We start from the raw sequence: 18422 nt of genomic DNA on the forward strand, positions 1-18422 counted from the left end.
CAAACTCAAGTACCTAGATGAATCATGAACCTGTTCAACCGTGTGGTGCCGTCCCGCCGGCAGGCACCGCTCCCCCCACAGCGCCCCGTCGGCGCATCGGCATCCTCCACTGCCGTGCTGCCGGACCCCAACCTGGCGAATCTGTCCGGTGAATGGGTCGTCGACCCCGCGCACAGCAGGATCGGCTTCTCCGTCCGTCATGCCATGGTGACGACCGTGCGCGGTTGTTTTCTGGAGTACGAAAGCCGGCTCTACTTCGACGCGTACGACCCCACACGGTCACAGGCCGACATCACCCTGTTCACCTCCAGCGTCGACACCGGGGTGGAACAACGTGACGCTCACCTGGTGGGCCGTGACTTTCTGGACGCCGTGACTTATCCGCGTATGCGCTTCACCAGTACGGCGGTGGAGCAGACGGGCCCCGACCTGTTCAGCATGTCGGGCGAGCTGACCATCAAAGGCGTTTCCCGGCCTGTCGTGCTCGACATGACCTATATCGGAAATGTCACCGACCCCTTCGGTTATGACCGGGTCGGTTTCGACGGCACCACCACCATCAACCGCTCGGACTGGGGCCTGACGTACAACAGCAGGCTGGCCGAGGGCGGGGCGATGGTGAGCGAGAAGGTGCGCCTTCAGCTCGACATCGCTGCCATCCGCACGCCCCCGTCAGGCGGCTGAGCGCCCCGGGGCGTCTCACGGCGTGGCGTCGGCCCCGGCCACGACCCGGAACGTGGCCGGGCCGAGCGTGAGCACCCCGTCGCTCAGCGGGGTGCACCGCACACCGCCCCGGCCGCGCAGGGCGCGCTGTGAGCCGGGGCCGATGGTCACGTCCATCCACGCGCAGGGCCGGGCGGGACGCTTCACGGCGAACACCACCGGCCCCGTGCCGCAGTCGAGCGAGATCGTCGCGCCGACGCAGGAGTCGATGTCGACGCCCTTGAGCAGGATGTTCCGGCGGGTGTGCCGCAGATCGGCGTCCGGCGGGAGGCTTTCCGAGGCCATGATGGTCACCGCCGCGTTCCGGTGGGCGGGCCGGGCGTAGTAGCGGTCGCCGACCAGTCCCAGCTCCCGGCGTACCTCCACCCGCGTGACGCGCTCGTCGGAGGGGCCGGGGGACGGCCCGTCGGACGGCCGCCCCGCCAGCCGGTGGGCGGGTGACACCAGCAGCTGCAGCACCTCCACCTCGGCCATGCCGCCCACCCTATGTCCGGGGGGCCGCCGCCGACGCGCCGCGGTCCGTCACTCCTCCTGCCGCCGCCCGGGTCCGCCGTCCTCCAGAGGGGCGCGGCCGTCCGCCGCCTCGCCCGCGGTGAGGTGCTCCAGGACCTCGACCAGTTCCTGGCAAGCGTGCTCCACGGAACGGCGCGTGAGGATCTGCTCGGTGATCACGGCGGAAAGGATCAGGGCGGTGAGCGCCATCGCCCCGTTGAAGGCCTGGAGCTTCATCATCACCTCGACCCGGCTGAGCCGTTCGAACGGCCCGACCCGGTCGGTCGCCGCAACCGTGGTCATGACCGAGGCGAACAGAGCGCACAACAAGCTGCCGGCCAGCTGGAACCGCAGGGCCGCCCAGATCAGCAGGGGGTAGACGAGGAACAGCAGGCTGACCGAGCTCTGCGCGGCCAGCGGCACGAGACAGCAGGCGATGAGCGCCAGCCCCGTGGCTTCCCGCCAGCGCGACAGAGGCAGCGGCAGGCGCACGCGGGACAGCATGAGCAGCACCGGCGTGACGATCAGCACGCCCATCGCGTCACCCACCCACCAGGCCAGCCACACCGCCCAGAAGCCCGGCCACTCGATCCTGCCCGTGCCGATCAGGATTCCGGCGCCGGTGGTCGCGCTGATCAGCATCGCCGCGAACGCGCCCAGGAACACCAGGGCGAGACCGTCCCGCAGCCGGGTGAGATCGGTGCGGAAACCCGCCCGCCGCAGCAGCAGGTACCCGGCGACGGGGGCCGCCGTGTTCCCCGCCAGGACGCCCAGCGCCGAGGGCGTGGGGGAGGTGAGGGACAGGATGACGAAGAAGGCGCCCAGGGCGATCCCCGGCCAGCAGCGCAGCCCGAGGAGCAGCAGGCAGGCGACCGAGACGCCGGTGGGAGGCCAGATCGGGGTGACGACCGCCCCTTCGACGACCAGTTCCCGCAGCAGCCCCAGCCGGCCGGAGACGTAGTAGCAGGCGGCGACGGCCAGCGTCTGCAGAGCGATGACGACCGGCTTACGCAGATCCTGGCTACCCACCACAGCAGCCATGAGACACCGGGCCCGCCGCCTCGGCGAGGCGGGAGCGGGCGTCGTGCGGCCCTATGGCTGAGCGTCCGGCCCGTCCAGGCCGACCACCAGGACGGCGGCGTCGTCGTCGTGGCCCACGCGCTCGGCACCCTTGATCACGGCGGCAGCCAGCGCGTCGACGTCCATCCCCGCGACCGCCGCGATGCCCGCGAGCCGCGTCACCTGGTCGAGTCCCTCCTCCAGCCGCATCGACGGCCCTTCCACGACACCGTCCGTGAGCAGTACGAACACACCGCCGGTCGTCATCTCGTACCGGGTCACCGGATACGGCGTCCCGGCCTGCACCCCGAGGGGCGGCCCGCCCTCGTCCTCGGTGACACCGGACTTCCCGTCAGCCGTGGCCCAGATACAGGGCAGATGCCCGGCGCGCGCGCTCTCCAGTACGCCGGCACAGGGGTCGAGCCGCATGAACGTGCAGGTGGCGAACAGGTCGGAGCCCAGGGACAGCAGCAGATCGTTGGTCCGGGCCAGCACCTCACCCGGCTCGCTGGTGACCGAGGCCAGCGCCCGCAGCCCCGCCCGCACCTGCCCCATGAAGGCCGCCGCCTCGATGTTGTGGCCCTGGACGTCACCGATGGACAGACCGATCCGGCCGTCGCCCAGCGTGAAGGCGTCGTACCAGTCGCCGCCCACGTTGAGGCCCTGATACGCGGGCGCGTACCGCACGGCCAGATGCAGCCGCCGGGCGACTGGCAGGTCCCTCGGCAGCATGCCGCGCTGCAGCGCGATCGCCAGCTCGACGCGGGACCGCTGCATCTCGGCCTGCGCACGCGCCTGAGCCGTCAGGGCCCCGAGCCTGGTCAGCAGCTCGTCGCCGTCGTCCGTCGTGCCGGTGCGGGACATTGATCACTCCGGCGAGGATGGGCCACGATAGGTGACGACCCGCGAAGGCAAATCACCTGATTTACGTCCATAGGATGATACTCAGGCGAAGGTCTCTGTGACGACTTCACGCTTTTCTCGGAGCCCTCACCGCGCTTGCCGCGCCGCCTCGGAATCCGTGCGCCGTCCCACCGCCGCGAGCACGAACGTCACGCTGATGAGCAACGCCCAGGCCCCGAACTTCTCCACCCCCACCGGCTCCCAGCCGTGCTCCTGATACGGGTAGCGCCACGCACCGACCAAGGTCGCCAGATTCTCCGCCACCCACAGGAAGAAACCGATCAACACGAACGACAGCGTCAGCGGCATCCGCCGGCGCACCCCTCGTACGGTGAACCGCACCGACGTCCCCAGCGTCACGGCCACGAGCAGCCCGGCCAGCACCCAGCGCACGTCGGGCAGCCAGTGATGGCTGAAGAAGTTGACGTACACGGCCGCGGCGACCACGGCCGTCGCACGCGGCCGATAGCGCACGAGCTCCAGGTCGAACAGACGCCAGGCCCGGCAGACGTAGCTGCCCACAGCCGCGTACAGAAACCCGCCGTACAACGGGACACCGGCGAACTTCAGCACGGCCGGCTCCGGGTAGCTCCACGAGCCGAGCGACACCTTCACCAGCTCGAAGGCCAGACCGATGACATGGCAGGCCGCGATGACGGCGACGTCCCGCCCGCTCTCCCAGCCGCGGGCCCAGAACACCAGCGTGAGCAGCACCCCGTAGACGACCAGCAGGTCGTAACGTGCCACGGGCAGTTCGGGCAGCAGCGCGGACACGGCCACGCCGGACAGCAGAGCGATGGCGAACGCACAGGCCCGCGTCTGTGTCCAGGCGAACGCGAGCAGCTGGCGAACCGGCGCGGCCAGGGGGCCGGGGAGGCTTGCAGGGATCATGGTGCCCTGTAGGACGGCACCGTGCGCCTACCGGTTGCAGCGAACCTCCGCGCTCGGCGCCCGGCCGTCCGCGTGGTCCCGCGCCTGGGCCACGGCATGCCGCAACAGCCGGGACAGCCGCTCCTCGGCGTCCGGCGCGGCGCACAGCACCCGCAGAGCATGCTCGAGGTGCCGACGCCCCGGCCCGCGCCACCACAGCAGATCCGCGACCCGGCCCGCCGGACCGCCCGCCGGAGTGTGGGAAAGTCGCTCCGCCCTGCGGCGGCACGCACGGCCGTGCCGCGCCAGGCGCCGCGACTCGGGGCGCACCGGACGCGCCGCATCGACGACCGTGCCGACGAGCAGCGGCGCGTAGCCACGGCCCGCCGGGCAGGCGTCGGCGAGGTCGGCGGCCAGCGGCCACAAGGCGTGCCGGGCGCCGTCACCGACACAGTCGTTGACCACCCGTGCCAGGGCCGCGAGCGCAGGATGCGTCCCGGCCGGGCTGTCGGTGAAACGGCCGGAGGACAGCAGGGCGGCAGCCTCCATCAGACAGGCGCCGTCCTCCGGGTGCAGATGGGCGAAACGCCCGGGCACCGGAAGGCTGTCCGGGACCCCGGCCGGGGACTCCGCGGACGCCTGACGGCCAGGAAGAGCGATCATGAACGGCCTCCGGCTCCGATCACAGACCGGCGACGGCGTGCAGGAAGAGATAGAGCGCCGCGGCCGGAATCCCCGCGCCGGGAAACGTGAGGATCCAGGCGGTGCCGATCGAACGAGCCACCTGCCAGCGTACGGCCGAGAAGCGCCGGGTGGCACCGGCACCGAGGATGGCCGCGGTGATCGTCTGCGTGGTGGAGATCGGCGCCTTCACCAGGAACGCGGTCGTGTAGAGGACGGCCGCGGCAGCGGTCTCGGCGGCGAAACCGCGCGGCGGATCGAGGTGCACGATGCGCCGCCCCAGGGTGGTGATGATCCGCCGCCCGCCGGCGTACGTACCGGCCGCCATGGCGGCCGCCACGGCGGCGATCACCCACACGGGCACCGAGAAGTCGTCCTGCCAGCCGGCGGTGACCAGCGCCAGGACGATGACCCCCATGGTCTTCTGCGCGTCTTGCAACCCGTGCCCCAGCCCCATCGCGGCGGCGGAAACGGTCTGCGCCATACGGAACCGCCGCATGGTGCGCCGAGGTGTCGAACGGCGGAACAGCCACAGGATGCCCGTGTGCAGCAGGTACCCCAGCGCCACTCCGACCAGCGGGGACAGCAGCATCGGCAGGATGACCTTGTCCCAGATGCCCGACCAGTGCACCGTGGCGGACGCGGCGAGCGCGGCACCGACCAGCCCGCCGATCAGGGCGTGCGAGGACGAGGTGGGCAGCCCCCGCCACCAGGTGAAGACGTTCCACCCGATGGCGCCGATGAGCGCGCACAGGACCAGCAACAGCCCCGAGGTCTCCTCGGGCGCCCCGATGATGCCGCTGCCGACGGTCTGGGCGACCCCGGTACCCAGGAAGGCCCCGATGAAGTTCATCACCGCGGCCATGGCCAGCGCCACACGCGGAGTCAGGGCCCTGGTGGAGATCGAGGTGGCGATCGCGTTCGCGGCGTCGTGGAATCCGTTGGTGAAGTCGAACGTCAGACCGACGATGATGATCAGCACCACAAGACTGAGCTCCATGCCGATCACCTTTCGCCGCCCGGCCGCACGGTTCCATCGTGCGCTCACCCCGGCGGAGCGGACTGTGCGACTACGCCACGTGGGGCGCGCCCCTCGCGGGAACTCGGTGACACGAATACCCCGTTTTACGGTGTCCTGATGCGATCTGTTCCTATGTGGGCGCTGGTGTCGTCGGGGTGTGCGCCGGTTGTCCTGATCATGGGCTGGCTGGTGGCGGCGTCACTGCAGGGACCCCCCTACGATCCGGCCGCCCAGACGATCAGCGTCCTGGCGGCCCCCGGAAACTCGGGTTCCTGGGTGATGACGGCGGCGTTCATCGCGTTGGGGTTCTGTCACCTGCTGACGGCCTGGGGGCTGCGTCCGGCAGCGACCGCGGGACGGATGGCCCTGGCGGCCGGGGGAGTGTCGGCGCTGGCTGTGGCGGTGGTCCCGGCGCCGAGCAGCGGCGGCTCCCTGAGCCACGGTTCGGTGGCCGCCGTGGGTTTCGCCGTCCTGGCGGCATGGCCCGTCCTCGCCGCCAGGGCCGGCGCGGCCGTGCCGTGGGCCCTGCGCCCCTTTCCCTGCCTGGGGGCGACCGCCGTGATGGCGGCGGGGGCGGCCTGGTTCCTGATCGAGCTGCACCTCCACGGCGCGGCCGGTGCGGCCGAGCGCGCGGTGACGACGATCCAGTCGGTCTGGCCCTTCGTGGTCGTCCTTTCCTGTCTGCGCACCTCCCCTGCGTGACGGCTGCCCAACCCGACCGAGTGCGCTCCAAGCATTGACAGGTACGGACCAACGCGGAACGCTGAGAGCGCTCTCAGAAACTTCTCGAATCGGCCAACTGTCGAACGGAGGCAGAGCGTGTTCCGAACTCTCAGACGCCGGGTCACGGCTGCGGGGCTGTCCCTCGCCACGGTCCTCGCCGGCTCCCTGCTGGCGACCGGAGCGGGTGCGCCCGCCCACGCCGCCGTCCCGGCGACGATCCCCCTGAAGATCACCAACAACTCGGCCCGCGGCGAGCAGCTGTACATCTACAACCTCGGCACGGAACTCTCGACCGGACGCCAGGGCTGGGCCGACGCGGGCGGCACCTTCCACCCCTGGCCGGCGGGCGGCAACCCCCCGACTCCCGCCCCTGACGCCTCGATCCCGGGCCCGGCGGCAGGGCAGTCGGCCACGATCCGCATGCCGAAGTTCTCCGGTCGTGTGTACTTCTCCTACGGCCAGAAACTGGTCTTCAAGCTCACCACCGGAGGCCTGGTCCAGCCCGCCGTGCAGAACCCGACCGACCCCAACCGGAACATCCTGTTCAACTGGTCGGAGTACACGCTCAACGACTCGGGCCTGTGGATCAACAGCACGCAGGTCGACATGTTCTCCGCCCCGTACGCGGTGGGAGTGCAGCGAGCCGACGGCAGCACCGCGAGCACCGGCCGGCTCAAGCCTGGCGGCTACAACGGCTTCTTCAACGCTCTCAGAGGGCAGCCCGGAGGCTGGGCCAACCTGATCCAGACCCGCCCCGACGGCACCGTACTGCGCGCCCTGTCACCGCTGTACGGGCTGGAGACCGGCGCGCTGCCGGCCACCGTCATGGACGACTACATCAACCGCGTCTGGCAGAAGTACTCCACCTCCACCCTGACGGTCACCCCGTTCGCCGACCAGCCTGGCACCAAGTACTACGGCCGGGTCTCCGGCGGCGTCATGAACTTCACCAACAGCGCCGGGACCGTGGTCACCAGCTTCCAGAAGCCGGACGCCTCCTCCGTCTTCGGCTGCCACCGAAGGCTCGACGCCCCGAACGACCAGGTACGCGGCCCGATCTCGCGCACCCTGTGCGCCGGCTTCAACCGCTCCACCCTGCTCATCAACGCCAATCAGCCCGACGCCGGTTCCGCCGACTTCTACAAGGACAACGTCACCAATCACTACGCGCGCAAGATCCACGCCCAGATGGCGGACGGAAAGGCGTACGCCTTCGCCTTCGATGACGTGGGCCACCACGAATCACTGGTGCACGACGGCAACCCGCGCCAGGCCTACCTCACCCTCGAACCCCTCAACTGACCTGTCTGTCCACGCCACTGGCGCCGCGAGCTGATCGCGACGCCAGTGGCCTTGTCATATTCGGTGGGCGGCTGCGCCCAAGAGAATCCGCTGGTTCGTCCCCGACACGGTCACCGGCCCGGCCCCGAACGGCACGGACGGCAAGCACAGTGCGGTCGTGGTCAAGTCCCGCGAGATGACGGCCGACGAGAAGAAGCTCTGCGCCGACGGCTCCATCCGGAACAAGGTCTTCACCCGCGGCAGCTGATCCGGATCGCCTTCGTCGTGGGGTGTGTGAGGCCGGGCCCCGCCGTCGACCGCGGCCAACACCGCCCGCACCAGCCACGCGTTGACCGGCATGGGTGCGGTGGGGCCCGGGGGGCGCCGCTGCCGGTCGGTGGCGTGTGCCACCGCGACGCCGGGATCGCGCCCGCGCAGCCGTACGTCGACCGAACCGGGGGCGAGCTCACCGGTGATCTCGTCCATCGCGGCGGAGGGCATGGTGGCGCCATGCGCCGAGAGACTGCCTCGGGCGTGCCGGGTGGCATCGGCTGGCGCCAGATGTGGAACCGAGTGGCGCCACTCACGAGGCGCGCGCAGAGCCCCGCAGCGCCGACCGCCCTTCACGTCCGCGCATGTGATCGGCCCCGCCAGGTGCTTCCTGCCCGGCGGGGCCGATTGCTCTGAGGTGCACGAGGGTGGCGCGCCGAGTGGTCACCCCCTGGCGGCGGCGGTCACCGCGGCGGGATCCACCCCGGTCAGTTCGACGATGCGGTGCGGTGCGACACCGGCGGCCAGTGCGCGTCCGATCAGGCCGTCGCGACCGTCGGCGCAGTCCCGGTAGGCGAGCAGTTCCTCCTCCAGCCGGGCCAGCGGCTCCGGTGCGAGCTGGTGGCGGAGGCGGTTCAGCTCCTCGTCGCTGAGCGGGACGGGCAGCCGTTCCGCCCCCTCGGGCACGGCCGCCGTCTCCTCCGGGGGCAGCAGCCGCAGATGTGGCGAGGTCGGCGTACTGCCCTGTGCGTCGAGCCAGGCGCGAACCGCGGGAGTCTCCATGCAGGCGAGTTCACCGACGGCGGCCGGCGCCACACCGAGCGGCGCGGACGCGTCGTCAAGCAGGAACAGGTAGGCGTCGTCGGTCATCCGCGGCTCCCTTTCAACAGGTGGCTGATCGACATCCCATTACCCCGCCGCGCCCGGATTACCGCCGCATCACCACGGATGGGTAAAGCCACTCATGCGAGGTGCGCTCACTCGGGGGCGGCGGCACGGCGCCGGGTCTCGGTGATGTGGACGTCGATGTACCGGGCGAGGGTCAGCGCGTCCCGTGGATCGTCGGCCCGGAAGCTGACGCGGCGCAGCAGGATGACACCGTCGAGGGCGATGCCTTCGCGCGCGAGGACGAAGATCAGGGTGAGAAGGGCGGAGCGACCGTTACCGTCGTCGAAGGGGTGGAAGAAGCAGACGTCGAGGTAGGCACGTGCGGCGCGAGCGGTCAGAGGGAGGGGCCGTTCTGCGTCGAATGCGCTCTCGGCCAGGCAGGCATCCAGGCGTGCTCGGGTGTCCGGGCCGATGCCGTAGCGCTCCCGGCCGCCCTTGGCGAAGGCGGGAAGGCTACGCAGCGGCGGGGGCTGCGGGGTACCCAGGACGTGCCGCTGCCAGCGTTGCAGCAGCCCGAAGTCGAGGCGGGCGCCGCGCGAGGCGTCGGCCCGCAGCTCCTCCAGGGCGGCGAGCAGACCATGGGCACGGGCAGGGTCCACGGCGCCGTCGAAGCCGCGGATGTCCTCGGCCACGCCGTCGCGATACGGCGTCACCGGTCCGTCCGCGCCGCTGTCCGAGGCCTGCTGCCAAGGCACGCTCGACCGCACGGCGAGCCAGTGCTCGAGATGGTCCGGCAGCGGCTCGGGAAGCGGCGCGTGGTCCTCCGGCCGCAGGGAGAGCGCGAGCCGCTCGGCGACCTCGTCGACCAGCGCGTCGTCAGGGCCGGTCCAGCTCTCGAACCGCCCGCCGATCGCGCGGTGGACCAGATCCTCCGCGACATCGGATGCGACGGACCAGCGGTCGAGGAACCAGGTGAGCACCTGGTGGCAGTGCCCGTGCCAGCCGCTGCCGCACCCGGTGCGGTCGGTCACCTGAAGGATCAGATTGCGGGCGGCCCGCTCCCACACGATCCGGTTGTCCTCGACGGTGTCCAGATCCAGCGGGTACGCCTCGATCCATCCGGCGAGGCTCTCGAGCCATGCGCGCCACTCGCACAATGCCGCGACCACTCGGGCGAGCGTCTCCTCGGGGGTGGTGATCGAGTCGCGCGGGCAGCACCAGTGCCCGACCGGCCCTCCGTCGAAGTCCCCTTCGTCGTGCGACCAGCGCCAGCCCGTGGCCCAACGGCCGTAGTGCTGCACCAAGGCATGCGACATGGCATCGGCCCACAACTCGGCCTCGTCCCGACTCCAGGTGCTCATCACCGGATCGGCGAAGGCGACATCCGGCCGACGCGGCACGCGCCTGGCCGGTCCGAGCGAGTGGACCACCCGCGCCACCGACTCGGCGTCGAAGGGGTGACGGGCGGGGTCCACCTCGTCCCAGCTCAGGAACGCAGGGGTCAGCACAGGTATCACGCCAGAAGCCTGTCACGTCCGCACCCCACCCGATCAAGCGAATTACCGCCGAGCCCCGCCGGCTCCGTGGACCCGCAGGCGCGTCGCCCGTACGCCTCAGTACTCGGCACCGGCTGTTTCGCACCCGGCTGCCCCGCCGCCCAGGGCGGCCTCCCAGGGCCGGGGACCGGTGCCCTCCGTCCACGCCTCCAGGGCTTCCCGGTCCATGCACACGATCCCGCACTGTTCGGCGTACTCCACCGCCGGCGCTGTGAAGTCGCTCGTGCAGACGAGCACGGCGACATCGGCCTCGTGCACGGTGAAGCACGTGCCGCCGAAACGCTGCAGGTCCTGGGAGCCGACGCGGTGGGAGGGGTCGTAGTGCTTGCACTGGATGACGATCCGGCGCCCGTCGGGCGTCGCGGCCACGACATCGGCGCCCAGATCCCCGGCACCCCCCACGACTTCGACGCCTGAGCAGCCGTCGCGTGCGCAGAGTGCGGCGATCGCCTCCTCGAACTCCTCGGGCGTCAGGGCGTCGTAGTCGACGGCGACCTCGACCGCCGCCCGCTGACGGGGAACCGCGGGAGCCTCCAACACGTCGGCAGCCTCCCTCGCCGCCTCGTCGAGCGCTGCCGCGGCCCGGCGAGCCGCCCTCGCCACGTGCACCCGGCGCCGCAGGCCCAGGCACCCCGCGACACCCACCACGACCAGCACGACCACCCAGGCAGGACGCCGCTCGACAGCACCCGCCACCACGCGGGCGGCGAGGCCCAGGACGGTCACGACCACAGCGAGAAACACGAAGAACAGGGCAGTCGATCGAAGATCGAACCCGTACCGGCGGCGTTTGGCGAACGGCGTACGACGCGCAGGCACTGTCACGTCTTCCCCCCTCTTGGGACCAACAGCAAGATCACTCCCACCGTCTGCCCAAGATCGCCACCTTCACCGCTCGCGCCGCGGTACGTGACATGTCCCTCTTGCAGGAACGGCGTTGCCGGGGCGGGGTCCCTACGCCGTCATCGTTCCCGGATGCGCCACCACCACCAGCGGCCCGCCGTCCACTCGTTCGCCCACCCCGGATCCGGGAGCGTACGGCGCTCGAACTCCTCGTCGATCCGCTCCACCAGGCGACCCAGATCGGCCCGGGCTCCCCTTGGCAGGTGACGGAGGGCCACTTCCAGGTCGTCCCGACCGTCTTCGATCTCGATACCAGGACTCTCGTAAGGGCCGGTCAGATATCGCCCCGGCTGCCGGAAAGCCCACTCGAACCGGCTGAGTGCCGTGGCAACGGCGTCGGGCCAGAGATGCTCGGCCTCAACGCGTCGCACCGCAGCTCGAGTTCGAGCTGATACGGACGGAATCCGGCGGACCGGTGAGTGCTTGCACGGCCGCCACCGCTCAGCGCGGACGGCCTTCGGACGCCTACGCGGCATCGCCCTTTCGGATCAGAACCATGCGGGCATTCTGTCACGGACCGGTGCCTCCGGAGGAGTTCACCCAGAGCTTCCGGGCCGTCCCGGTGGGTCTCCCGACCCTCGGTGAACGCCGACGGGAAGAGCTCGGCGGAGTTAGGGTGGCGCGCATGGGAAACGCGCGCTCCACAGGACCGACGGGCTTCCGGTAGCCCGCCAGGAGAGACCTGGCGGTCGCTGCGAACGGAGTCCCGTGACTCGCACCGCCCACCACCTGCCCCCTTCACGATGCCGGAGTGCAGACGACTGCTCGTCAGGAAACCCCTGGCACTCCGTGGTGCTCTACGACCTCAGGTACAGCGCGCGCACCCTCACTGAAGCGACAAGAGAGTCCAGAAGGCCCCGACCTCGCAGGATCCGCCGCACGGTGGAGGTCTACTCGTTCCCACGACACCAGCGGGACCGCTCCGTCGGCGAGTGGTCCGCGGTGGAGGAACGCAGGGCGCGGCAGCGGCTGCGAACCCGAGTGGGGACTCTGCTGAGGCTGATGCATGCCACCGCCGACGAACTCGTCATCGCGGACGCGGACTTGGTGGACATTCCGCCGGCACGTCATCGGCGTGGCTCCCTCTGGCTCGCCTAGGGGGGTGTCCGCAAAGTCGCGTCGTTCGCCCGGAGGGCGGGCCCCGCGGCTCGGTGCGTGCTCTCGGCGTGCCGGGCGGGCACCCGCGTACTGGTTGTACTTGGGTGTTCGCCCGGTGCGGCGAGAGTGCGTGCCGGGCGTCGCGGGGCAGGCGGGACTTTGCGGACACCCCCTAGGGCCTGTCGTTGGGATCAGGTCGCAGGGAATGGGCGGTGCTTCTCGGTGCCGGTGAGCGGGGCCTGGTGCGTGGAGCTGCAAGCCGGAGGAAGGAGTCGACGCGATGGGGGTCCCCCCTGCTCGAGCGGAGTCGAGAGCTCGGGGGAGTCGGCGACCGGCGACAACGCCGCAGATGCGCGTGCCGGGCCCCGCGTCTGCGACCTGATCCAAACGACAGGCCCTAGCCGACACCAGGGATCCGAGGTCGGTCAGTCGATCAGGACGCCCGGGTTGAGGATGCGATGCGGGTCCAGGACGTCCTTGGCGGCGCGCAGTGCCAGCGCGAAGGGTTCCGGGCGTTGGAGGTCGTAGCCGGGCCGGTGATCGCGGCCGACAGCGTGATGGTGGGTGATGGTGGCGCGGTAGCGGTGCAGGACCTCGCTCGCGGCAGCTTTGATGTCGTCCCAGATGTCGGCCTCCTCGCCGGGACGGCCGGCGACGGCCACGGTGAAGTAGGGGGCCGCCCCGTCCGGGTAGACGTGCGTCAGGCGGCAGTTGACGTGGGCCGGGTATCCGGCGGCCTTCGAGGCTGCTGCCCCGACCTCGGTGCGGACGGCGTCGATCAGGGCGGGAATCCGGTCCCAGGTCGCGGCGGTCTCGAAGGTCTCCACGACGGCACCCATGCGGGCCAGGCCGTCGCGAAGATACGGCATGCGCAGGAACGCCGATCGCCAGGCCGTCACGGCCGCGTCGGCCGGCGCGTCACGGTCCGCCGTCCGAGCCCCGCCGCGGCCGCCGTGAGCGCGGACCAGGTCCAGGGCGCTCGTGAGGCGGTCGTCGACGGGGCCGGTGGCGGATTCGAAGCCCAGGACCAGGACGGAGGAGCCATCGTGCGAGGCACTGGACAGCAGCGCCTCGCCGGGGTCGAGCAGACGGCAGTTGGCGGGGGAGAGGTCGGACCGGGCGATGGCACGCACCGCCTCCAGCGCCTGCTGGAAGCCGGCGAAGGCCACCGACGCCGAGGCTTTGTACCGCGGCCGCTCCTGGAGGCGCATCCACGCCTCGGTGATGACGCCGAGTGCGCCCTCGGAGCCGAGGAACAGACGGTCGGGAGACGGCCCGGCACCGGATGCGGGCAGACGCCAGGACGTGCTCGGGCCGGCAGGCGTGATCACGCGCAGGGACTGCACGAAGTCGTCGATGTGGGTGCGGCCGGTGGCGTAGTGGCCCCCGGCCCGGGTGGCCAGCCAGCCGCCCAGTGTGGAGAACTCGAAGCTCTGCGGAAAGTGGCGCAGGGTGAGGCCGTGGGGCCGCAACTGTTCCTCCAGTACGGGACCGAGCGCCCCGGCCTGGATCCGGGCCGAGCGGCTGACGGTGTCGATGTCCAGGACCCGGTCCATCGACGTCAAGTCGAGGGACAGCACGGCACGGTGGGTGTCACCGCGGTACTCCACGCCGCCGACCACCGAGGAGCCGCCACCGAAGGGGATGACGGCCACACCGCGCTCGCCGGCCCAGTCCAGCAGGTCGGTCACCTCCCGGTCGTCGGTCGGACGGGCGACCAGGTCGGGGATCCGGCCCGGCCGGCCGCGCAGGGCCCGGATGATGTCGCGGTAGGCCTTGCCCATGGCGTGGGCGGCGCGCACCTCGGGATCGGCGGTGACCAGGTGCTCCAGTGGGGGCGGAGGGGTCACGCCGGGCCGGGCGATCGCCAGGTCGGCGACCCGCGGGATCGGCAACGGTCGGGCCGCAGTGCCCGGCAGCAGGGCGCCCAGGGCGGCGCAATCGGCGTCTTCCGGGTGAGCGTCGGCGTACCCCCAGCCCCACCAGGAGCGGGCGCGGGAGGTGCCGGGACCGGAGGGTGAGGCAGGCATGAGTGTGCTCCCAGCGGGCGCAAGAATTTACCCAACGGAAAATTACCCTAAGGTAATATCAGTTCCATGCCAACGCCCTCCTCCAAAGCCGGTACCAAGGGAGTCCCCAGGGCCGCGCGCGAACGACAGGTCCTGGCCGCTGCCACCGAGGAGTTCGGCCGTCGCGGCTACGAGGCCACCACCGTGGCCGCCATCGCCACCCGGGTCGGCGTCACCAAGCCCTTGCTGCACCACTACTTCGGCAGCAAGCAGGACCTCTACCTCGCCTGCCTGAACCCCGTGGGCGACCGGCTCCTGCACGCCATCCGCGCCGCCATGACCGAACACGACCCCGCCGCGCCGCCCACCGCACTGCGCGTCCTGCACGCCCTGTTCACCGCCCTGGACGGGCAGCGCGAGGCCTGGTTCGTCCTCTACGACGCCACGCTGCCGCCCGACAGTGATGCCGCCCGGCGTGCGGCGTACTACCGCCGCGCCATCGACGACCTCGCCGCGACCGGCACCGCCGACCTCCTCGCCGCCACCCGATCCGACGATCCGCTGGACGCCGACGCGCTCGCGTACGCCTGGCGCGGCCTGTGCACCGCACTGGTCCGCTGGTGGGTCAAGCATCCCGACCAGTCGCCCGATGCCATGGCTCAGCGCTGCGCTCGACTCTTCGCGGCCGGCCGTACCCTCCTCGCGGGGGTGGCGGACTGACGGGCTGCGGCGACTTCACATCTGGTCGCGCAAGAAGGCGGGGATGACCTGGCGGCTCGGTAGTCGACCTCCGCGGACCCCCCTCGCCGACCTCTATGCGCGGGCCGTCGCCTACCGACGTCGCGGGCGCGGGGAGCGCCACCTCTACACGGTGTTGTTCGACGTGTTGGCGGTGTGCGGTCCTTCGCCCTGTCGGGGGAGGCCGGTGCCGGTGACCCGATGTTCGGCAACCTTCGCCAGGCCGCTCCCCGTCGGCCTGTCGGCCTGGCGGGCGATACGGCCTCGAACGGCCGGCTGGATCACCGGCGGGCCCGCCTCGATCCGGCGCAGGACCGGGGACAGTCGGTCCAGGTCGGGACCTGTCTGGACCTGGCGCTCGTCCCACCAGTGGCGCCGGCGTCGCGCAGCGGACCGATGACGTCCTTGGCCGTGTCCGCGGACGTGGAACCGCCGAGCACGAACTCGAAGGGCCGATCGGCGTCGGCCGTGCGGTGCTCGCGCACGTAGGCGACGAGATCCCGCACCTCCGTCACCTCGGGAACATGCCCGTGCCGGGCCGTCTCGAAGAGAGGCACCGCGCCGTCCACCGCGCTGCCCGCCGCATCGGAGGGCGACGTGGCCAGAACCCGCCGATCCACACCGGCGGGCGGGGCCGCTGCACGGTGGCGGGCAGCAGGGTCACGTCCCGGGCCTCGTAGTGCCGGCCGAGGTGGTTCACCGGCTCGCCGGACCAGAAACGCCTCAGCAGCTCCAGCCCCTCGTCCAGCCGCTCGGCGAGCAGGCGTGGCTCGGTGGCGTCGCCGAAACTGCCGTACTCGTCCTCGACCGGACCGCCCAGGCCGGCGGCGAAGATCGCCCGGCCGCCACTGAGATGGTCCAGGGTGGCCACCTGGCGGGCGAGCTGCTGCGGACGGTACCGGGGGACCGGCTCAGCAGGGTGCCCAGCCGGACCCGGGAGGTCGCCGGCGCGGCCGCCGTGAGCAACATCCAGGGATCGCCGAAGGGGCGCCCCTGGTGGTGCCGGTGCAGCACATGGTCCCAGACGAAGAGCCCGTCCCAGCCGGCCTGTTCGGCGGCGCCGGCCACGGTTGCGACGTTACGGGGGTCGGCGAAGTCGCCGAAGTGGGGATGTTGATGGAGAAGCGCATCCCAGCAGGATCTGCAACCGGCCCCGAAGGGGCAGTCTATTCCGGTCGGTGCGACTTCACGCCGAGGCCCGGTCCGTCCACCCCGCCGAGCCGGCCCACACGCCGGTGAGCCCGCGCGTCAGGCAGTGCGGCGGACGAGGAGTACGTGGTCGATGACCTCGGCGGTGCGCCCATCCGGTCCGGTCGCCATCCGGCGGAGTGCGTCGGCCCGCTCGACCGTCCACGCCCGAGGATCCAGGCCGATTCCGGCGGCGACCTCGTCCGGGCTCGGGTACCGGATGTAGAACGCGACCGCATCGGTGGTGCTCATCGGGCCTCCTCGTGTCGGTATGCGCTCAGTCTCGCCAGGCACCCGGCGGCCCGGCACGGAAACTTGCGGATACGGCAAGCCGGCCTCCCCGGACCGTGAGTCGGCCGGGGAGGGGCTGACGCAGCGAGGCCGTGACCTTGAACCCCGTGCCGCCCCGGCCGGCGGTACGTCGCACGGCCGGGGGCGGCTTGAGCCTCGGTTCGGGACGAGGAGCGTCAGCCCGAGAAGGGAACGGCGTCGGCGGGGTCGGCGTGCCAGTTGGTGGCGATGGGCCGGTCGACCGTGGCGGTCTCGGGGAGGGTGAGGGTGACGGCGTTGGTCTCGTCCCCGGCGACCGAGAGGTGGAGCCGGTCGAACTGCTTGCCGTGGTTGTCGTTCGTGGTCTTGGGGTTGATGCCGGCGTAGGCGGCCCTGGAGCCGGACAGGACGACGTTCTCGCCGACGCTGTGCTCGGCCGGCGCTACCTCGGTGTCGGGGGAGGAGCCGAAGGAGGCGGAAGGGAAGACGCCCTTCAGGTAACAGGTGACGCCGGACTTGGCCTTGGCGGTGACGAGGTAGTAGCCGCCCGCCTGCGTCTCCAGGTTCACCTTGAAGGTCAGGTCCTTGGTTCCGCAGGCCCGCACGGTGTCGCTTCGGCTGTCGGCGGTGGCAGTGGCGGTCGCGGCGGCGGTGAGGGACACCGCAGCGACGGCGGCCAGGGCGAGGCGGGCGGAGTGGGCGGCAAAGCGCGAACGCATCGAGATCTCCATGGTGCGAAGTGGGTCGTCCAGCGATCTGCTGGGACGACCGAAGCCTGTTCCGCGATGCGTCCCGCCCGCCACAGAAGGCGGCCACTATGGGACGTTGGAACGCTGGAACGGGCCCTGACCAGCGCAGACGCTGACAGCTTGGAACGGCATGCCGGGACGCGGCTCCGAAGTTCGCCGCCCCGAGGTGCAACCCGCGGGTTGCGCACGATCGGGCCATGTGCAACTGTGGGGTTGCAGGATGTGGAGACCTCAAGAAGGAGTCCCTCATGAGCGAGGACCGGATCGAGCGCGAAACCCTGATCGCAGCACCCCTGGAGCGGGTCTGGTCGCTGGTGGCCCAGCCTGGGTTCTGGGTCGCCGACAAGGCGAGCCTGCCCGGCACCGTGGCGAGGGAGGGCGAGTCGATCGTGGCGAAGAACGCCGAGCACGGCGACTTCCCGGTGCGTGTGGAGAAGGTCGAGCCGCCGACGTATCTGGCCTACCGCTGGACCAGCGCGTTCCCCGGCGAGGAGCTGCGCGAGAACAACAGCACCCTGGTGGAGTTCACGCTGACCCAGGAAGGCGACGGGACTCGACTCCGTGTCGTCGAGAGCGGGTTCGCGGCGCTGGCCGGGTCCGACGAACTGCGCAGCCAGAACCGCAAGGACCACAGCGAAGGCTGGCCCCTCGAACTCGACGCGCTCAAGACGCGTGCCGAACAGCCCGCCACGTGACGGAGGAAAGCTCCGGCGCCGCCGAGGTCGTCGACAGCGTCATCGGTGCGCTGGCCGACCCGACGCGACGTCGGCTGCTCGACCTTCTCGCCGCACAGGGCGAGGCCACCGCCACGACGCTCGCCGGGCAACTTCCCGTCTCGCGGCAGGCGGTGGTCAAACACCTCGCCGTCCTGGACGCAGCCGGACTGGTGTCCGGCAACCGCGTCGGACGCGAGGTGCGGTACGCGGTACGGCCTACGGCGCTGGACACGACAGCCCGGTGGATGGCCTCGCTCGCGGCGGAGTGGGACCGACGGCTGGCCCACATCAAACGCGTCGCTGAAGCGGCGGAGCGCGATACCAGTCCGGCACCTCCCGACTGA

The 18422-nt window shown here is 71.2% G+C and carries 17 protein-coding genes and 3 pseudogenes; 6 read left to right on the forward strand and 14 right to left on the reverse strand.

Annotated elements, in window-relative coordinates; translation table 11 throughout:
• Positions 1-24 precede the first annotated feature (24 nt).
• Positions 25-684, forward strand: coding sequence for a YceI family protein (locus ACIRDU_RS18850; protein ID WP_403580770.1), 660 nt, complete (start codon positions 25-27; stop codon positions 682-684).
• 15 nt (positions 685-699) lie between these two features.
• Here ACIRDU_RS18850 and ACIRDU_RS18855 read toward each other — a convergent pair whose 3' ends face one another.
• The 6 genes from ACIRDU_RS18855 to ACIRDU_RS18880 all read right to left on the reverse strand — a co-directional run bounded on the left by ACIRDU_RS18855 (position 700) and on the right by ACIRDU_RS18880 (position 5728).
• Positions 700-1197 carry a molybdenum cofactor biosysynthesis protein gene (locus ACIRDU_RS18855; RefSeq protein WP_403580773.1) on the reverse strand — a complete coding sequence of 166 codons (498 nt, stop codon included), beginning with the start codon at positions 1195-1197 and terminating at the stop codon, positions 700-702.
• Between the two features lie 48 nt (positions 1198-1245).
• Positions 1246-2247 (reverse strand): MASE1 domain-containing protein, encoded by a 1002-nt coding sequence (locus ACIRDU_RS18860; protein ID WP_403581247.1) that lies wholly within the window; start codon positions 2245-2247, stop codon positions 1246-1248.
• Between the two features lie 60 nt (positions 2248-2307).
• Positions 2308-3138: a PP2C family protein-serine/threonine phosphatase gene (locus ACIRDU_RS18865; protein WP_403580776.1), complete on the reverse strand. Its 831-nt coding sequence runs from the start codon at positions 3136-3138 to the stop codon at positions 2308-2310.
• A gap of 126 nt (positions 3139-3264) precedes the next feature.
• Entirely contained in the window at positions 3265-4068 is an 804-nt protein-coding gene (locus ACIRDU_RS18870; RefSeq protein WP_403580779.1) for a DUF817 domain-containing protein, read from the reverse strand.
• A gap of 27 nt (positions 4069-4095) precedes the next feature.
• Complete coding sequence (locus tag ACIRDU_RS18875) at positions 4096-4710, reverse strand: hypothetical protein (RefSeq protein ID WP_403580782.1); 615 nt, start codon at positions 4708-4710, stop codon at positions 4096-4098.
• Positions 4711-4729: 19 nt separating this feature from the next.
• Positions 4730-5728: an anion permease gene (locus ACIRDU_RS18880; RefSeq protein WP_403580784.1), complete on the reverse strand. Its 999-nt coding sequence runs from the start codon at positions 5726-5728 to the stop codon at positions 4730-4732.
• A 138-nt stretch (positions 5729-5866) separates the two neighbouring features.
• Between ACIRDU_RS18880 and ACIRDU_RS18885 the strand changes: the two genes are divergently transcribed.
• Together ACIRDU_RS18885 and ACIRDU_RS18890 are read left to right on the forward strand one after the other, a co-directional pair.
• Positions 5867-6451: a DUF998 domain-containing protein gene (locus tag ACIRDU_RS18885; protein ID WP_403580787.1), complete on the forward strand. Its 585-nt coding sequence runs from the start codon at positions 5867-5869 to the stop codon at positions 6449-6451.
• Positions 6452-6568: 117 nt separating this feature from the next.
• The gene (locus tag ACIRDU_RS18890) at positions 6569-7774 is read left to right on the forward strand and encodes a glycoside hydrolase family 64 protein (RefSeq protein WP_403580790.1); all 1206 of its coding nucleotides are present in this window, start codon (positions 6569-6571) and stop codon (positions 7772-7774) included.
• Between the two features lie 54 nt (positions 7775-7828).
• Here the strand turns inward: ACIRDU_RS18890 and ACIRDU_RS18895 are convergent.
• The 5 genes and pseudogenes from ACIRDU_RS18895 to ACIRDU_RS18915 form a co-directional block, all read right to left on the reverse strand.
• Positions 7829-8248, reverse strand: a pseudogene (locus tag ACIRDU_RS18895) (hypothetical protein); the annotation flags it as partial.
• A 219-nt stretch (positions 8249-8467) separates the two neighbouring features.
• On the reverse strand, positions 8468-8893 hold the full coding sequence (locus tag ACIRDU_RS18900) for a DUF6003 family protein (RefSeq protein WP_403580793.1): 426 nt from the start codon (positions 8891-8893) through the stop codon (positions 8468-8470).
• A gap of 107 nt (positions 8894-9000) precedes the next feature.
• Positions 9001-10368 (reverse strand): Fic family protein, encoded by a 1368-nt coding sequence (locus tag ACIRDU_RS18905; protein ID WP_403580796.1) that lies wholly within the window; start codon positions 10366-10368, stop codon positions 9001-9003.
• Between the two features lie 96 nt (positions 10369-10464).
• A complete protein-coding gene (locus ACIRDU_RS18910) occupies positions 10465-11232 on the reverse strand; it encodes a restriction endonuclease (protein ID WP_403580799.1) in 768 nt (255 codons plus the stop codon).
• A 1601-nt stretch (positions 11233-12833) separates the two neighbouring features.
• Positions 12834-14438: an FAD-binding oxidoreductase gene (locus ACIRDU_RS18915; protein ID WP_403580801.1), complete on the reverse strand. Its 1605-nt coding sequence runs from the start codon at positions 14436-14438 to the stop codon at positions 12834-12836.
• A 66-nt stretch (positions 14439-14504) separates the two neighbouring features.
• On the opposite strand from ACIRDU_RS18915, the gene ACIRDU_RS18920 reads away from it, so the two are divergent.
• Positions 14505-15137 carry a TetR/AcrR family transcriptional regulator gene (locus ACIRDU_RS18920; protein WP_403580804.1) on the forward strand — a complete coding sequence of 211 codons (633 nt, stop codon included), beginning with the start codon at positions 14505-14507 and terminating at the stop codon, positions 15135-15137.
• 297 nt (positions 15138-15434) lie between these two features.
• Here ACIRDU_RS18920 and ACIRDU_RS18925 read toward each other — a convergent pair.
• The 3 genes and pseudogenes from ACIRDU_RS18925 to ACIRDU_RS18935 all read right to left on the reverse strand — a co-directional run.
• Positions 15435-16285: pseudogene (locus ACIRDU_RS18925) on the reverse strand (LLM class flavin-dependent oxidoreductase); the annotation flags it as partial.
• Between the two features lie 118 nt (positions 16286-16403).
• Positions 16404-16565, reverse strand: a pseudogene (locus tag ACIRDU_RS18930) (SAM-dependent methyltransferase); the annotation flags it as partial.
• A 245-nt stretch (positions 16566-16810) separates the two neighbouring features.
• Entirely contained in the window at positions 16811-17332 is a 522-nt protein-coding gene (locus ACIRDU_RS18935; RefSeq protein WP_403580807.1) for a DUF4232 domain-containing protein, read from the reverse strand.
• A gap of 278 nt (positions 17333-17610) precedes the next feature.
• Here ACIRDU_RS18935 and ACIRDU_RS18940 point away from each other — a divergent pair, with 278 nt between their 5' ends.
• Both ACIRDU_RS18940 and ACIRDU_RS18945 read left to right on the forward strand, forming a co-directional pair.
• The gene (locus ACIRDU_RS18940; protein ID WP_403580810.1) at positions 17611-18057 is read left to right on the forward strand and encodes an SRPBCC family protein; all 447 of its coding nucleotides are present in this window, start codon (positions 17611-17613) and stop codon (positions 18055-18057) included.
• Positions 18054-18422, forward strand: a complete 369-nt coding sequence (locus tag ACIRDU_RS18945) for an ArsR/SmtB family transcription factor (RefSeq protein ID WP_403580813.1) — start codon at positions 18054-18056, stop codon at positions 18420-18422. The genes ACIRDU_RS18940 and ACIRDU_RS18945 overlap by 4 nt, the downstream gene beginning before the upstream one ends.

This window comes from Streptomyces sp. NPDC093598 (assembly GCF_044764825.1).
GTDB lineage: Bacteria > Actinomycetota > Actinomycetes > Streptomycetales > Streptomycetaceae > Streptomyces.

Bases quoted from the DNA above. Each gene is read 5' to 3' on its own strand.
- ACIRDU_RS18880 (WP_403580784.1), bottom strand. From the start codon at position 5,728: ATGGAGCTCAGTCTTGTGGTGCTGATCATCATCGTCGGTCTGACGTTC.
- ACIRDU_RS18850 (WP_403580770.1), top strand. From the start codon at position 25: ATGAACCTGTTCAACCGTGTGGTGCCGTCCCGCCGGCAGGCACCGCTC.
- ACIRDU_RS18900 (WP_403580793.1), bottom strand. From the start codon at position 8,893: ATGACCGACGACGCCTACCTGTTCCTGCTTGACGACGCGTCCGCGCCG.
- ACIRDU_RS18870 (WP_403580779.1), bottom strand. From the start codon at position 4,068: ATGATCCCTGCAAGCCTCCCCGGCCCCCTGGCCGCGCCGGTTCGCCAG.
- ACIRDU_RS18915 (WP_403580801.1), bottom strand. From the start codon at position 14,438: ATGCCTGCCTCACCCTCCGGTCCCGGCACCTCCCGCGCCCGCTCCTGG.
- ACIRDU_RS18935 (WP_403580807.1), bottom strand. From the start codon at position 17,332: ATGCGTTCGCGCTTTGCCGCCCACTCCGCCCGCCTCGCCCTGGCCGCC.
- ACIRDU_RS18920 (WP_403580804.1), top strand. From the start codon at position 14,505: ATGCCAACGCCCTCCTCCAAAGCCGGTACCAAGGGAGTCCCCAGGGCC.
- ACIRDU_RS18940 (WP_403580810.1), top strand. From the start codon at position 17,611: ATGAGCGAGGACCGGATCGAGCGCGAAACCCTGATCGCAGCACCCCTG.
- ACIRDU_RS18855 (WP_403580773.1), bottom strand. From the start codon at position 1,197: ATGGCCGAGGTGGAGGTGCTGCAGCTGCTGGTGTCACCCGCCCACCGG.
- ACIRDU_RS18885 (WP_403580787.1), top strand. From the start codon at position 5,867: ATGCGATCTGTTCCTATGTGGGCGCTGGTGTCGTCGGGGTGTGCGCCG.
- ACIRDU_RS18865 (WP_403580776.1), bottom strand. From the start codon at position 3,138: ATGTCCCGCACCGGCACGACGGACGACGGCGACGAGCTGCTGACCAGG.
- ACIRDU_RS18875 (WP_403580782.1), bottom strand. From the start codon at position 4,710: ATGATCGCTCTTCCTGGCCGTCAGGCGTCCGCGGAGTCCCCGGCCGGG.